Raw genomic sequence first — 13,297 nt, 5'->3', positions numbered from 1 at the left:
ACAATGAGCAAAGCAACTGAAGTTATTTCGCCAGATACCTCTGCGCCTCATGACGGTCACCTACATGATGACCATGAACACCACGATCATATTCCTAAAGGGATAACGCGTTGGTTGTTTACCACTAACCACAAAGACATAGGCACACTTTACCTGTGGTTTGCCTTTATTATGTTTTTAGTTGGTGGTGCGATGGCCATGGTGATCCGCGCTGAACTATTCCAACCCGGTCTACAAATTGTAGAGCCAAACTTCTTTAACCAAATGACTACGGTACACGGGCTTATCATGGTATTTGGTGCAGTAATGCCAGCCTTTACTGGGCTCGCAAACTGGCTTATTCCCATGATGATCGGCGCACCTGACATGGCGTTACCGCGCATGAATAACTGGAGCTTCTGGATTTTACCAGGTGCCTTTCTCATTCTTTTGAGCTCGCTCTTTATGGAAGGCGGCGGCCCTGCTTTTGGATGGACTTTCTACGCGCCCCTTTCAACGACTTACAGTGGCGATTCGACAGCGTTGTTTGTGTTCTCTGTTCACATCATGGGTATTTCATCCATTATGGGTGCGATTAACGTGATTGTGACCATCTTTAATATGCGTGCGCCAGGCATGACCTGGATGAAAATGCCGCTGTTTGTATGGACGTGGCTTATCACCGCGTTTTTGCTGATTGCGGTAATGCCAGTGCTCGCCGGTGCGGTTACTATGGTGTTAACTGATAAGTTCTTTGGCACGAGCTTTTTTGATGCTGCTGGTGGCGGCGACCCGGTTATGTTCCAGCATATTTTCTGGTTCTTCGGGCATCCTGAAGTGTACATTATGATCTTGCCCGCTTTCGGCATTATCTCGCAAATTGTTCCTACCTTCTCTCGAAAGCAGCTGTTTGGATACGCGTCTATGGTTTACGCCACGGCGTCGATTGCGCTGCTCTCTTTTGTTGTGTGGGCTCACCATATGTTCACCACGGGCATGCCGGTGTACATGGAAATGTTTTTCATGTTTGCCACCATGCTTATCTCGGTGCCTACTGGTGTAAAAGTGTTTAACTGGGTAGCGACCATGTGGCGCGGCTCACTGAGCTTTGAAATGCCAATGATGTTCGCTATTGCCTTTATTGTGCTGTTCACCATTGGTGGGTTGTCAGGGCTAATGTTGGCGATCACGCCCGTGGACTTCCAATATCACGACACTTACTTCGTTGTAGCCCATTTCCACTATGTGCTGGTAACTGGCGCGGTCTTTTCCATCATGGCTGCGGTGTATTACTGGTTGCCTAAATGGACGGGAAAAATGTACGACACAACGTTAGCTAAATGGCATTTCTGGTGTTCTTTAGTGTCGGTTAATGTGTTGTTCTTCCCTATGCACTTTGTGGGTTTGGCTGGTATGCCACGCCGTATTCCTGACTATGCATTGCAGTTCGCTGATTTTAACAAATGGATAAGCCTGGGTGGTTTTGCATTCGGTTTATCTCAGCTCATCTTTCTTGCCCTGCTCATCAAGGCATGCAAAAAGCAAGGTGAGCCGGTATCAGCGCAAGTTTGGGACGGCGCAGAAGGACTGGAATGGGAAATTCCATCACCCGCTCCTTATCACACGTTTGAAACGCCACCTGTCGTTAAGTAACGGTAGGTGGAGTTGTGAATAGGTCATTCCTTTCAACCGGCAAAAGCCGATGGGAATGACATTCACACATTGCAGGTGGTGAGGGAGATAAACGACTAAGCAAGCGTTTACCAACCTTCATCTATGGATTTACCCGGAGGTCACGTGATGTCACAGCAAAGCGCAAACAACAAGATGGTTATTAAACTTGTTGCTATTGTCATTGGCATGTTTGGCTTCGGCTTTGCCCTTGTTCCCTTGTACGACGTATTTTGCGACGTTACGGGAATTAACGGAAAAACCGAAGGCACGGCTGCGGTTTATCAATCGGTTGAGATTGATGAGTCGCGAGAAGTGACCGTCGAGTTTATTACTCGCACAAATACCGGTATGCCGTGGGAGTTTCGTGCTGAAACCAAGCGCGTGAAAGTGCACCCTGGCGAACTTAATACGGTGTCGTTTTATGTGAGAAACCCTGCATCAAGCAATATCGTAGCTCAGGCCATTCCCTCTGTATCCCCCGGAACGGCAGCACTGTACCTGAACAAGACTGAATGCTTCTGCTTCAATCAGCAGCCATTAGATGCGGGTAGTGAAGCCTATATGCCCATGCAGTTTTATGTAGACCCTCAGCTACCTGAAGAAATTACGTTTTTTACCTTGCAGTACACACTCTATGACGTCACAGCGCGAGCCAGTGACCTAACGACAACACCGAATCCCTTTATGGCTTCAACACCATCAAATGGCGAATAGGCCGAAGGGGTAAGGAGAAGAAAATGCAACCCGAAGTACAGAATCACGAATACCAAAAATATTATGTACCCGCACAAAGTCCATGGCCCATCGTAGGGGCCGTTGCTCTATTTCTTATCGCCGTAGGTGCGGGCAATTATGTGGTGCAAGCAACCAAAGGTGAAACAGGCTATGGCGGTCATATCCTTTTAGCGGGGATAGCAGTATTGCTCGTTATGCTTGTAGGTTGGTTTAAAAATCAAATAGACGAATCTATGGCAGGGCTTTACAGCGATCAGCTGGGGCGTTCATATCGACAAGGTATGAGCTGGTTTATCTTTTCAGAGGTGATGTTTTTCGCTGCGTTTTTCGGCGCCCTCTACTACGCGAGATTTATTTCCGTTCCGTGGCTGGGCGGCGCATCGAACAACGCTATGACCAATGAGGTCTTATGGCCGACCTTTGAGGCCATGTGGCCGCTGGTGTCAACGCCAGGCGGCACTACCACACAGGAAATGAGTGCTGCGGGGTTGCCCACAATCAACACGGTTATCTTGCTTATATCATCTATTACACTGCACTTCGCTCATGTGGGACTAGAGCAAAACAAACGCAAACAGCTAACCCTAATGCTGGGTATCACTATCTTACTTGGATGTGGGTTCTTGTTCCTACAGGTAGAAGAGTACATACATGCGTATCGCGACTTGGGGCTTACGCTTCAGTCAGGCATTTACGGCAACACCTTCTTTATGCTCACAGGGTTTCACGGCATGCATGTGACCCTTGGCACCATCATTCTAATTGTATTGTTTTTTAGGGTCTTGAAAGGCCATTTCACGCCTGAAAACCACTTCGCGTTTCAGGCGGGGAGCTGGTACTGGCACTTTGTAGATGTAGTGTGGGTCATGCTCTACATCTTTGTTTACGTACTTTAAAAGGAATCCCCAAACTCAGTAAGGCCTTGGGTTTGGGGTAATTAAACCGGTACCAATAGCGATAAGAATAATAATAACAATGACTGCAGAAGTGAGCACGCGTCGACCAATGTACTTACTCATAGGCCCTTTTGATGTGTCGTTTTTCATCATGATTCGCATCGCCATAAACAAATTCACAATCATGTACAGCACCAACGCAACAAGGACTATTTTTATCAACATATTCACCTCTGTTTTTATTCTAATTTTGCATGGTGCGAAATAATCATGTTTTCTCGCACTCGCCACGTTATTCCTTGGTTACTCACGGGCTTTAGTGTGGCGATTATGTGCGGTTTAGGGTACTGGCAACTTGATCGCATGGTCCAAAAGCAACAACGCTTAGCTAGCATAGCGCAAAAGCAAAGTAATGGAACCTTGAGTTTAGAAGAGGCGTTGTCTCATGATGATCCTCGGGATATTACCGTATCGTTCAGCGGCGCAATAGACGCTAACCATGTGTTGCTATTAGATAATCAGATTCACAATCAGCGGGTGGGTTTCGATGTCATCTTACCGGTAAATACCAATGTCGGGTGGCTCTTGGTTAACTTTGGCTGGGTGCCTGCGCCAGACTTAACGCGCACGCTACCGGATATAAGTTTTACAAGCCAAACGCGCGAATTAATCGGCGTGCTTAGCGTGCCGGGTAACAACCCCTTAGTGAAAGAAACCAACATGGCTTTGTCGCAAAGCCCCGCGCTTGTACAACACATAGAATTCCCTGCACTAAGCAACGCCTTAGAGCGCAAACTTTTACCCTTTATTCTTCACCTTACCACGCCTGACCCCGCGTTTATTCGCGAACATCAGGCCGTCGTAATGTCTCCTGAAAAGCACCTTGGCTATGCAGTTCAATGGTTTGGTTTAGCCATTGCCGCTGCAGCCATTGGCGGCTTTGCAATTAGTAAGAAAGGACGTAGTTATGAGTAATGCTGCTTCGAAAAAAACATTAATTATTATGGTAGCCGTGTTTGTTTTACCTGTTGTTTTGGCAAAGCTCGCACTTGATAACGATTGGTTTACTAAAGGCGCGACAAATAAAGGTCAGCTGCTCGCGCCGACCATCGACATGAGTGCGCTTTTAGAAAACGCGGAACCTAAATGGCGTTTATTGTATGTGATGCCAAGTGAATGTGACGCAGTGTGCGAGAACGCACTTTTTAGCATTAACCAAGTGTGGCTTGCGCTAGGTAAAGAATCGGACCGTGCCCAAGCAGTGGTCGTTACTACCGCTTCAAGTGACCAAACTGCGATAGCCGCGCTAGAAGACTACCCTTTTGTCGAAACCTTACCCGTTACTACACCAACGGCGCTTACCTCTAGCAGTGTTTATATTGTTGATACGCAAAATAACGCCATGCTCTTTTACGACATTAAAGACGATAGAAAAGACGCCGTGATGGAAAGCCGCAACATGCTGGCAGATATGAGAAAGCTTCTTAAACTATCGCGCATAGGATAACGGCCATGAAAAAATTAACCCTCTTCAGTATTTTTTTGGCGGCGGTCGTTATTATTCTGGGAGCGTATACGCGCTTGACCGACGCTGGGCTAGGATGTCCCGACTGGCCTGGATGCTACGGTAACCTAACCGTGCCTTTGAGTGAGGAAAAAGTGGCACAAGCTAACGCCGCTTTTCCTGAACGTCCAGTTGAGGCATTTAAGGCGTGGAATGAAATGATTCACCGCTACTTTGCAGGAACGCTGGGGCTGTGTGTTCTGGCTATTGCCATTATTGCTATTCGGCAGCGTGACAAAGGCACGCCCGTTAAATTACCTCTGTTACTGCTTGGGCTTATTATCTTCCAGGCAGCACTTGGTATGTGGACCGTGACGCTCAATCTGCTTCCCGTCGTAGTTATGGGGCATTTGCTGGGGGGCTTCTCTGTACTCTCTTGCCTGTTTATTCTCCACCTCCGTTTGCGCAACACCGCAGGCGATGCATCGAAAATTAAACAAGCGCCCATAGCGTCAGCTATGCATGATCAGGCCATGACAGACTTACCTCAGGCGAAAGCCTTTCAGCGAAACCTTAAACTTTTTGCCTTTATTGGACTTGGTGTGCTTGTTACACAGATTGCACTTGGTGGATGGACTTCTGCCAATTATGCTGCGTTAGCCTGTACCGAAATGCCGGTTTGTGAAAGCGGTTGGCAGGAGAGAATTGATATGGCAGGTGCATTCAGTGTGCCTGACGCAGACAACTATGAATTTGGCGCTCACGATTACGGCGAGCGAGTTACCATGCACATTGTGCATAGGTTCGGCGCGGTCATCACGTTTTTATACTTACTCGCACTAGGTATAAGTGTGTTGATAAGCCGCCACACCACAAGTAAACAAAAATATGTGGGTGCGTTTATGTTGGCAGCATTGTGCACGCAAGTAGCATTAGGGCTTAGCAACATTATCTTTATGCTGCCACTGGCTGTCGCTGTAATGCATAACGCGGTAGCCGCCGTGTTACTGCTTTCCTTACTCAACCTCATTTTTACTGTATTTCTGGCATTAGAAAACGACAACGCTTTTAGTACAGAAAAACGAAATACAGGCTCATTCTCAGGTTCGAAACCACTGCAGGGTGCAGGTGCATTTAGCATCCACGAAGCGCCTTTGCACGACCCTTTAAACGCGTCAACGTCTTCTCATATTCTCCCTAAAGCACCAGGAGGTTTCCATGGCTAAATCGGTTTCTTTACATGCGCGTACTTCACGTCAGCACACTGTAGTCACGTGGCGTGATTACTATGAAATGACTAAGCCTAATGTCGTCATGTTGTTGCTGTTAACCGCATTAGTAGGTATGTGTTTAGCTACGCCTACCTGGGTGAACGCAACCATACTTATCTGTGGCTTATTGGGTATTGGTATGTTGTCTGCGTCTGCTGCCGTTATTAATCACGTTGTCGACCATAAGATAGATAGTGTGATGGCGCGTACTTTTAATCGCCCCGTCGCAAAAGGCAAGGTTAGCGTAAACAACGCGCTGTGGTTTGCAGGCGTTTTAGGTGTGGTTGGATTTGTAGTGTTAGCTCTTTTTGTGAATATGCTAACCGCGTGGTTAACCTTAGCAAGTCTAGTAGGCTACGCGTTTATCTACACGATGTATTTAAAGCGAGCGACACCGCAAAACATCGTGATTGGCGGTTTAGCAGGGGCTGCTCCACCGCTTCTAGGTTGGACCGCGGTTACAGGGGAAATACATGCCCATGCCCTGCTTTTAGTGCTAATTATCTTTACCTGGACGCCGCCGCATTTTTGGGCGCTCGCTATTCATAGAGAAAAAGATTACGCCAAAGCGAAGGTGCCCATGCTGCCGGTAACCCACGGTGTGTCATTTACGAAAACGTCAGTGTTGCTGTATACAGTATTGTTGGGGCTGGTATGTTTGCTGCCCTACCTTACAGGCATGAGCGATCTCATTTATTTGATTGGCTCAAGTGTGCTTAACATTGGTTTTTTATACTATGCATTAAAGTTAAAATTCGATGCAGAGCCACAAACTGCAATGAAAACTTTTAGGTTTTCAATTATTCATCTCATGGTATTGTTTGTCGTATTACTCTTAGATCACTACATACCACTGAGTTTATGAATCAACGAACTACCGTCGGCCTTGTTGCATTTTTAGCGCTATGTGCAGGCATCGTAGGGGCGCTGTATATCGCGCCCCCAAATGTTGAAAGTCAGCCTGAATACTTTCAGACTTACCCAGAGCCGAGAGCATTATCACCGTTTTCACTTACATCTCATGAAGGTGAAGTGTTTGATAATTCGTCGCTTGAAGGGCAGTGGAGCTTAGTATTTGTGGGCTATACCTTCTGCCCCGATATTTGCCCAACTACCATGGCTGAACTGAACGGCATATATCCTGAACTAAAAGCATTAAATAGTGTCGAACCTATTCGAACTGTTTTTGTATCCGTTGATCCAAATCGCGATTCAATTGAAAGACTTTCAGAGTATGTGAGCTATTTTAATGAGGAGTTCATTGCCGTTACTGGAGAGCATAAGGCGTTATTCCCGTTTGTACGTAATTTAGGAATGATGTATGCCATTGCTGAAAGTACCGATAACCCCAACTATTTAGTTGATCACAGTGCATCTGTCGTACTTGTCGACCCTGAAGCTAGGGTGATAGGAAGATTCAAACCAAAAAGAGAGCCAGGAAAGCTATCGATAAGTGATTCCCAGCAAATATTGGCTGATATGCCAATAATAATCTCGAAGCAGTAATATGGAAATCAAAATAAGGCAAGGTGTGGCATCTGATGCTGCGCAAACTACGCCGCTTATATTGAATGCGGCGCAGTCATTGTTAACGTCTATTTTCGGACAAAATAAAAATAAAACAGCTGAGGGCTACCTGTCTCATGCATGGGAACTCGGTGGCGGGCAATATGGCTTTAAGAATCATTGGGTGGCGTGTAGCGGCGACGAAGTACTCGGTGTTGTGACCTCTTGGCACAGCAAACTTGGTGCAACATTTGATAGGGCGACCCTTGATAGCATCACATCTTACTTTACCCTCGATGAGGCTATGACAGTGCTCATGCGCAATCAGACCGTGGCCATCAATCTTACGCCGCCTACTAATACCGAACTCATGATAGGCCATCTCTCTGTTGAAGAAAGTGCCCGTCGAACGGGCGTGGGAACGATACTGGTAGATGCTATGCAAGCGCGAGCAGAAAAACTGAACAAACGTAAACTGGTACTAGATGTTGAAGTGTCGAACGTGTCAGCCATTCGTTTCTATCAGCGCCATAGTTTTGTGGAAGAGTCGATAAATAAAGGTTTTATTCGATTTTCTAAACCTGTATAGGTAAACGTTTCCTTATGTAAGCACGAGCCCAATCGATATGCGCTCGCGCTCAAGCCTGGATGTGCCTTATCGACATGCCCTAGTCTGGGTAATTGCCATTTTCATCTGCCACAAAGAAGGGTGTAGAGTACCAATAATAACGCCCTGATTGCGCATTAGACGGTGCTGTACAATTCACACGTGAACGTCCTACTGGAAGGGTTTCATCAAGGGTAAACGTAAACACATTTTCTTCTAGGCTAGTCTCGATAGGGTCGCCGCCGAAAAAACAATTCACTTGTGTAAGGCGAACATCGTCACTGTCTATCGTTAAACTAATGGGCGATGACAGGTTTCGCGCTGTCATACGAGGGTCTTTATGTGAACTTTGCGTCACTGGCATGGCAAGACTATTAAGCTTGGTCTTTAGCGTTGCCAAATTGGCGTAAGGACCGGCCGCGGGGAAGCGCGGTAGTGCCTGCATGTCGCTAGATGGGCCCACAGCCCCGGAATGCTGCCCGAATCCTATGTAACCTTCAGCTTTGAGCTTATTAGCGAGCGCCGTGTTGTATTCACCAAACGGGTACGCTAAATATTTAAGGCTAATATCCAGTTTATCTTCAATCTTCTTTTCAGCGCTTTCTACATTCTGCCAAACTTTCTCCAGCCATGCGCGCTCGCCCATTGCTTGCTCACCGTTTAGCATATGAAGGTGGTCTAGCGTGTGGTTGGCAAAAACAACGCCATCGTTATGCATAGCAATAACTTGCTCCCACGTTAGCTGCTTAGGACCTACGCCAATTTCATCAGGGTTGATAAACACGGTATAGGGGAAACCTAGGTCAGCCAGTATTGGGTGAGCATTGTCTAAAATGTTTGCGTAGCCATCGTCAAACGTAATTGCAACCGCATTTTCTGGCAGTGTAGTGTTGTGTTGTATCGCAGAAACAACGTCCTGAAGCGAAACAACAGTGTGGTGTGCGTCCAAGTATTCCATGTGCGATTTAAAGGCTTCAGGCGAAATACTGGTACTGGCTGGTGTTGAAGACGACACATGGTGATAAAGCAAAATGGCGGCGTTAGGCGTGGTGCTCACACTAGAGTCGATGTTACTACCACTTTGTTCCTTTGTAGTGGAAGTCGCATCAGCAACAGGATTTGCATCTGAGCTTGAAGCAATGCTAGGTGAGACCAACAAAACATTGAAAATTCCCGCAAGCATTGAAGGTAAAATCTTCAAACGAGTGCGACTCGTCGTTCTATTTTGAATTACATTGTTGGTTTTCATATCATCATCCACTGAGTGCCTAATCAAATTCAATAGCATGGTAAACTCCAAATAATGCGACTTGGCCAATCTTATACATGGTCAAGCTGGTATGCATTTCACTTATGCCGCTGCATAGGTTGATAGTATATAGCGAAATTAACTCCTACTGAGATCATTTATGTCCCCTGCCCAACCAACTCAGCGCTCCTTTTTTGACGACCATTCCCGTCTATTGGCGTTAGCGCTTCCCATGATCTTAGCGAATATTACTACGCCTCTATTAGGTTTGGTGGATACCGCGGTTTTGGGGCACATGTCTTTACCAGCCATGCTTGCAGGGGCTTCGGTGGGCGCACTTATCTTAACGCAAATATACTGGGTGTGCGGGTTTCTTCGCATGTCATCAACAGGCTTGAGTGCACAAGCTAAAGGCTCACCGAACAATACATTAGAGTCAGCAAAAGTGCTGTGGCAAACGGTGGCGGTTGCTCTAGTGTTGGGGGCTGTGGTACTCGCTCTTCAATCTCCTATCTTGTCTATAGGCTTAGCTTTAACTCAGCCAAACAGTGAAGTTGCCCTGCATCTTCAAGACTACTTTTCGACGCGGGTATGGGGCGCACCAGCTGCCATGCTTAATCTGGCATTAGTTGGATGGTTAGTAGGGCAGCAAAAAACGCGCAGCGTCATGGCTATTCAAATTGTGGGAAATTTATTGAATGCGGGACTCGATGTAGTGTTTGTGTTCGGGCTTGGTTTGTCTGTAGCTGGCGTGGCGCTGGCCAGTGTTATCGCTGAGTATACCATGGCTATAATGGCGCTAGCGGTGGCGTTTAAGCGCGTTGGCGGTGTCGCGGTGAGTGCATCGTGGTTTAACCGTGCAGCTCGGAAGGTACTGATGAAGCTTAACGGTGACATGCTATTACGTAACTTAGCATTACAGGGTTGCTTAGCGTTTCTCACCATTCAAGGTGCCCGTTACGGCGAAACGTCGGCGGCCGTCAATGCCATACTCATGCAGTTCTTTGTTCTTATTGCATTGGGACTTGATGGCATAGCCTATGGGGTTGAAGCGCTGGTGGGTGAGGCCAAAGGGGCGTCTGACAGCAGCGAAGTGAAACGACGCACCTATCAAGGGTTAGTCTGGTCGAGTATTTTTGCCCTTATTTATAGCTTGATATTTTTCGCTGGCGGTGAGGCCATTATCGCGCTGCTTACCGAACATAGTAACATTGTAAAAGCTGCGCTACCTTATCTTGGTTTAATGGTATTACTTCCTCTATTAGCGCATTGGTGTTTTTTGTATGATGGCGTATTTGTTGGTCTTACCCGAGCCAGCGCAATGAGAAATACCATGATAATAAGTGCGTTAGGGGTGTATTTCCCCGTTTGGTATCTCACGCAAGATCAGGGTAACGTCAGCCTTTGGTATGCTCTCCTTGCCTTTTTACTCGCTCGCGGTGTGACATTGGCTTGGAGCTTTTATCGTTTAGATAAACGCGGTGAGCTAGCGACACCGCAAAGCTAGTGTTTTATAACGCTTCGCTGACCTTACTTAGGGAAGGCGTGCTGAGCACGGTGACTCTCTCAGTTTTTCTAGGGCATCATTCAGTATTATTTTTTTTGCTACTGTGTTTTTTGCGCGGTTCTTTTTTGCACAATGATAATAGTGTGTAGTTCAGGGTGCTGATCGAATTCAACGTGACGAACAAACCCGCCTGCTTCTATCAATATTTCTATGTATCTATGTAGCCCCAGCGAGGCGTAGTAGACTTCTGGGCCCATCACTTTGTTTGTGTGTTGACCGCTTTCACCTGTACCCCCACAGGTAAAAAGCAACACACCATCATCGTTTAAATGATCCACTAGCTTCTTAAGCAAAGGCTCTTGCTGAGTTAGGGGAATATGCCAAAAGCTATCCCAAGCACTAATAAACGAATAGTGCTTGGGGATAGTGAATGTACACACGTCGGCGCAATAGAAGGTATGAGCGGGTAATTGGGACGCCGCAATGGCAAGCATATCTTTGGAAACATCAATGCCTTCGTAAGTTAGCCCTGCGCGCTCGATAACCGGGACAAAACGATTGGTGCATCCGCAACCTATGTCTAGTGCGTAACCTCGTTTCTTTGGTTTGTCGTTATTGCTCGCTTCTCCCTTATTAGGCGCTTCACTCTTATCATGCGCTTCTCCCTTATCAAGCGCTTCGCTAGGCACCGTATCAGGCTCTTGTGATGGGGTGTCCGCTAAAAATGACAATGCTTTTTGGTAGGCGGTTAACCCATTTTTCTGATTAAATTCAGGACGAGTCCAAAGGTGTGTAATGGTGTCGTAGGCCTTGCCAGTTTCTTCAGGTGTCATATTCCCTCTGTTAGCTGAGCTTTTACTGGTTCAAGGTTAATTCATTTAGCAGCAATGTATAGTGCAAAGTGCAAAGACGAGAAAAGGCGAAACCCGTTTAGGATATTGGGTGGCCAGACAGTAACGCCTATGCTGTTTCGCTTGGTTAGGGCTTACATGTAGACTTAACTAGGCATTACCCAAAGCGCTATTACTCAAAGGGCTTTGGGCCAAATAGACAGCTTAAAGCAAATAGCCTGCAAAAAGAGCGTGATCATTTAAGCAGGCAGCACTTCAGCTATTTTCTTACGATGTGCGTGGCACAGAGCTTGTTGCCCGCTGGGTCTCGCAGATAAGCAAGATACAGTTGGCGTTCGCCATTGCCTCGAATACCCGGTGGGTCCTCGCATGGCACGCCCCCATTCTCGCTTCCTACTTTATGCCATTCATCAACGATGTCTGGTGTTCGAGCGGCAAGGCCGAGCGTGGTGCCATTACCGTGTGTGGCAGCCTCTCCGTTAATCGGCTTTGTTAGCGCTAAAATACCTTTCGGCGTATAGTAAAAAACCCGTCCGTATTCATCAAAAACGCCTGGTTCGTATCCTAATACTCCTAAAATAGCATCGTAGAATTTTTTTGATGCTTCAAGGTCGTTCGCACCAATCATTACGTGGCTAAACATAGCTGTGTCCTCTGAAAATAGTAGGGCCAATTCCCTTTTATCAAAGTTAGGTTATGTGTGTTTCGCTACTTACCCTTTGCTAACGCTTTAGGGAGCTAATGCAAAATCTACCGCAGCTGAAGCATGGATAGCGGTAGTATCGTATAACTTAACTTTGGTGTGATGTTGTTGAACTAATAAGGCAATTTCTGTGCAGCCTAAAATGATGCCTTCAGCACCCTCGGCCGCCAGTTCATTTATAATGTCAATATACGCGTTACGGGATTCAACACAAATCACGCCCTTGCATAATTGTTCATAAATAATGTTATGAACCGTGTCTCGTTGTTGGGCATTTGGAGTAACAACCTCAATGCCAAAAATCTCTTTAAGGCGGGATGTATAAAAGGTTTGTTCCATGGTGAAGCGGGTGCCCAGTAGCCCAACTTTCTTAACCCTATCTTGTTGCAACATGCACCCCGTAGCGTCGGCAATGTGAATAAGTGGAATGGTGATCTTCTGCTCTATGTCTGCTGCTACTTTATGCATGGTATTGGTACAAATTAATATGGCTTTTGCACCCGCAGTTTCTAAGTGCTTCGCCTCGCGGATCAGTATATCGGCGGTTTTATCCCATTCTCCTTTATGCTGAAGCTGCTCTATGTGGGCAAAGTCAACGCTGCTTATTATCAGCGGTGCGCTATGAAGGCCGCCAAGTCGAGCATTAACACCACGGTTTATGGCTTGATAGTAACTGACCGTTGATTCCCAACTCATTCCGCCAAGCAGGCCCAGCTTCTTTGTTGTATTCACCACAGCTCCCTTTTATTTTGTTAGGCACTTTGCGCAACCTCTAATCTACCTACAAAATGAACTCCCGACCAGTGGCAGAGTGA

15 protein-coding genes are annotated in these 13,297 nt (G+C 46.6%); 10 read left to right on the top strand and 5 right to left on the bottom strand.

The window, feature by feature from the left end; translation table 11 throughout:
• The first annotated feature begins 3 nt into the window (after positions 1–3).
• The 3 genes from ctaD to KUL49_RS09945 all read left to right on the top strand — a co-directional run bounded on the left by ctaD (position 4) and on the right by KUL49_RS09945 (position 3,284).
• Positions 4–1,632 carry a cytochrome c oxidase subunit I gene (ctaD, locus tag KUL49_RS09955; protein ID WP_039228778.1) on the top strand — a complete coding sequence of 543 codons (1,629 nt, stop codon included), beginning with the start codon at positions 4–6 and terminating at the stop codon, positions 1,630–1,632.
• A gap of 147 nt (positions 1,633–1,779) precedes the next feature.
• Positions 1,780–2,367, top strand: a complete 588-nt coding sequence (locus tag KUL49_RS09950; protein ID WP_014951384.1) for a cytochrome c oxidase assembly protein — start codon at positions 1,780–1,782, stop codon at positions 2,365–2,367.
• 23 nt (positions 2,368–2,390) lie between these two features.
• A complete protein-coding gene (locus tag KUL49_RS09945; protein ID WP_014951383.1) occupies positions 2,391–3,284 on the top strand; it encodes a cytochrome c oxidase subunit 3 in 894 nt (297 codons plus the stop codon).
• A gap of 15 nt (positions 3,285–3,299) precedes the next feature.
• Here KUL49_RS09945 and KUL49_RS09940 read toward each other — a convergent pair whose 3' ends face one another.
• Positions 3,300–3,509, bottom strand: a complete 210-nt coding sequence (locus KUL49_RS09940) for a DUF2909 domain-containing protein (RefSeq protein ID WP_039221374.1) — start codon at positions 3,507–3,509, stop codon at positions 3,300–3,302.
• 45 nt (positions 3,510–3,554) lie between these two features.
• Here KUL49_RS09940 and KUL49_RS09935 point away from each other — a divergent pair, with 45 nt between their 5' ends.
• Genes KUL49_RS09935 through KUL49_RS09910 form a run of 6 tightly spaced genes read left to right on the top strand, consistent with a single transcriptional unit; the run spans position 3,555 to position 8,154 of the window.
• Positions 3,555–4,259, top strand: coding sequence for an SURF1 family protein (locus tag KUL49_RS09935; protein ID WP_131137186.1), 705 nt, complete (start codon positions 3,555–3,557; stop codon positions 4,257–4,259).
• Complete coding sequence (locus KUL49_RS09930) at positions 4,252–4,791, top strand: hypothetical protein (protein WP_131137185.1); 540 nt, start codon at positions 4,252–4,254, stop codon at positions 4,789–4,791. Before KUL49_RS09935 ends, KUL49_RS09930 begins: the two co-directional genes overlap by 8 nt.
• 5 nt (positions 4,792–4,796) lie before the next feature.
• A complete protein-coding gene (locus tag KUL49_RS09925; protein ID WP_131137184.1) occupies positions 4,797–6,014 on the top strand; it encodes a heme A synthase in 1,218 nt (405 codons plus the stop codon).
• Entirely contained in the window at positions 6,007–6,924 is a 918-nt protein-coding gene (gene cyoE, locus KUL49_RS09920; RefSeq protein WP_131137183.1) for a heme o synthase, read from the top strand. Before KUL49_RS09925 ends, cyoE begins: the two co-directional genes overlap by 8 nt.
• On the top strand, positions 6,921–7,565 hold the full coding sequence (locus KUL49_RS09915) for an SCO family protein (RefSeq protein WP_131137182.1): 645 nt from the start codon (positions 6,921–6,923) through the stop codon (positions 7,563–7,565). The genes cyoE and KUL49_RS09915 overlap by 4 nt, the downstream gene beginning before the upstream one ends.
• A gap of 1 nt (position 7,566) precedes the next feature.
• Positions 7,567–8,154, top strand: a complete 588-nt coding sequence (locus KUL49_RS09910) for a GNAT family N-acetyltransferase (protein ID WP_131137181.1) — start codon at positions 7,567–7,569, stop codon at positions 8,152–8,154.
• A gap of 79 nt (positions 8,155–8,233) precedes the next feature.
• Here the strand turns inward: KUL49_RS09910 and KUL49_RS09905 are convergent, their stop codons facing one another.
• The gene (locus KUL49_RS09905) at positions 8,234–9,460 is read right to left on the bottom strand and encodes a polysaccharide deacetylase family protein (RefSeq protein ID WP_131137180.1); all 1,227 of its coding nucleotides are present in this window, start codon (positions 9,458–9,460) and stop codon (positions 8,234–8,236) included.
• A gap of 121 nt (positions 9,461–9,581) precedes the next feature.
• Here KUL49_RS09905 and KUL49_RS09900 point away from each other — a divergent pair, with 121 nt between their 5' ends.
• On the top strand, positions 9,582–10,928 hold the full coding sequence (locus tag KUL49_RS09900; RefSeq protein WP_131137179.1) for an MATE family efflux transporter: 1,347 nt from the start codon (positions 9,582–9,584) through the stop codon (positions 10,926–10,928).
• A gap of 98 nt (positions 10,929–11,026) precedes the next feature.
• Here the strand turns inward: KUL49_RS09900 and KUL49_RS09895 are convergent, their stop codons facing one another.
• The 3 genes from KUL49_RS09895 to KUL49_RS09885 all read right to left on the bottom strand — a co-directional run bounded on the left by KUL49_RS09895 (position 11,027) and on the right by KUL49_RS09885 (position 13,214).
• Positions 11,027–11,761 carry a trans-aconitate 2-methyltransferase gene (locus KUL49_RS09895; protein ID WP_131137178.1) on the bottom strand — a complete coding sequence of 245 codons (735 nt, stop codon included), beginning with the start codon at positions 11,759–11,761 and terminating at the stop codon, positions 11,027–11,029.
• 277 nt (positions 11,762–12,038) lie between these two features.
• Entirely contained in the window at positions 12,039–12,422 is a 384-nt protein-coding gene (locus KUL49_RS09890; protein ID WP_014951372.1) for a VOC family protein, read from the bottom strand.
• A gap of 87 nt (positions 12,423–12,509) precedes the next feature.
• On the bottom strand, positions 12,510–13,214 hold the full coding sequence (locus KUL49_RS09885; RefSeq protein ID WP_131137177.1) for an aspartate/glutamate racemase family protein: 705 nt from the start codon (positions 13,212–13,214) through the stop codon (positions 12,510–12,512).
• Positions 13,215–13,297: the final 83 nt, after the last annotated feature.

It is taken from the genome of Alteromonas sp. KUL17, from assembly GCF_006538305.1.
Classification (GTDB): domain Bacteria; phylum Pseudomonadota; class Gammaproteobacteria; order Enterobacterales; family Alteromonadaceae; genus Alteromonas; species Alteromonas macleodii.
Note: the sequence above shows the minus strand (reverse complement) of the source record. Positions and strands in the feature narration are given on the sequence as shown.

Bases quoted from the DNA above. Each gene is read 5' to 3' on its own strand.
- ctaD (WP_039228778.1), top strand. From the start codon at position 4: ATGAGCAAAGCAACTGAAGTTATTTCGCCAGATACCTCTGCGCCTCAT.
- KUL49_RS09950 (WP_014951384.1), top strand. From the start codon at position 1,780: ATGTCACAGCAAAGCGCAAACAACAAGATGGTTATTAAACTTGTTGCT.
- KUL49_RS09945 (WP_014951383.1), top strand. From the start codon at position 2,391: ATGCAACCCGAAGTACAGAATCACGAATACCAAAAATATTATGTACCC.
- KUL49_RS09940 (WP_039221374.1), bottom strand. From the start codon at position 3,509: ATGTTGATAAAAATAGTCCTTGTTGCGTTGGTGCTGTACATGATTGTG.
- KUL49_RS09935 (WP_131137186.1), top strand. From the start codon at position 3,555: ATGTTTTCTCGCACTCGCCACGTTATTCCTTGGTTACTCACGGGCTTT.
- KUL49_RS09930 (WP_131137185.1), top strand. From the start codon at position 4,252: ATGAGTAATGCTGCTTCGAAAAAAACATTAATTATTATGGTAGCCGTG.
- KUL49_RS09925 (WP_131137184.1), top strand. From the start codon at position 4,797: ATGAAAAAATTAACCCTCTTCAGTATTTTTTTGGCGGCGGTCGTTATT.
- cyoE (WP_131137183.1), top strand. From the start codon at position 6,007: ATGGCTAAATCGGTTTCTTTACATGCGCGTACTTCACGTCAGCACACT.
- KUL49_RS09915 (WP_131137182.1), top strand. From the start codon at position 6,921: ATGAATCAACGAACTACCGTCGGCCTTGTTGCATTTTTAGCGCTATGT.
- KUL49_RS09910 (WP_131137181.1), top strand. From the start codon at position 7,567: ATGGAAATCAAAATAAGGCAAGGTGTGGCATCTGATGCTGCGCAAACT.
- KUL49_RS09905 (WP_131137180.1), bottom strand. From the start codon at position 9,460: ATGCTATTGAATTTGATTAGGCACTCAGTGGATGATGATATGAAAACC.
- KUL49_RS09900 (WP_131137179.1), top strand. From the start codon at position 9,582: ATGTCCCCTGCCCAACCAACTCAGCGCTCCTTTTTTGACGACCATTCC.
- KUL49_RS09895 (WP_131137178.1), bottom strand. From the start codon at position 11,761: ATGACACCTGAAGAAACTGGCAAGGCCTACGACACCATTACACACCTT.
- KUL49_RS09890 (WP_014951372.1), bottom strand. From the start codon at position 12,422: ATGTTTAGCCACGTAATGATTGGTGCGAACGACCTTGAAGCATCAAAA.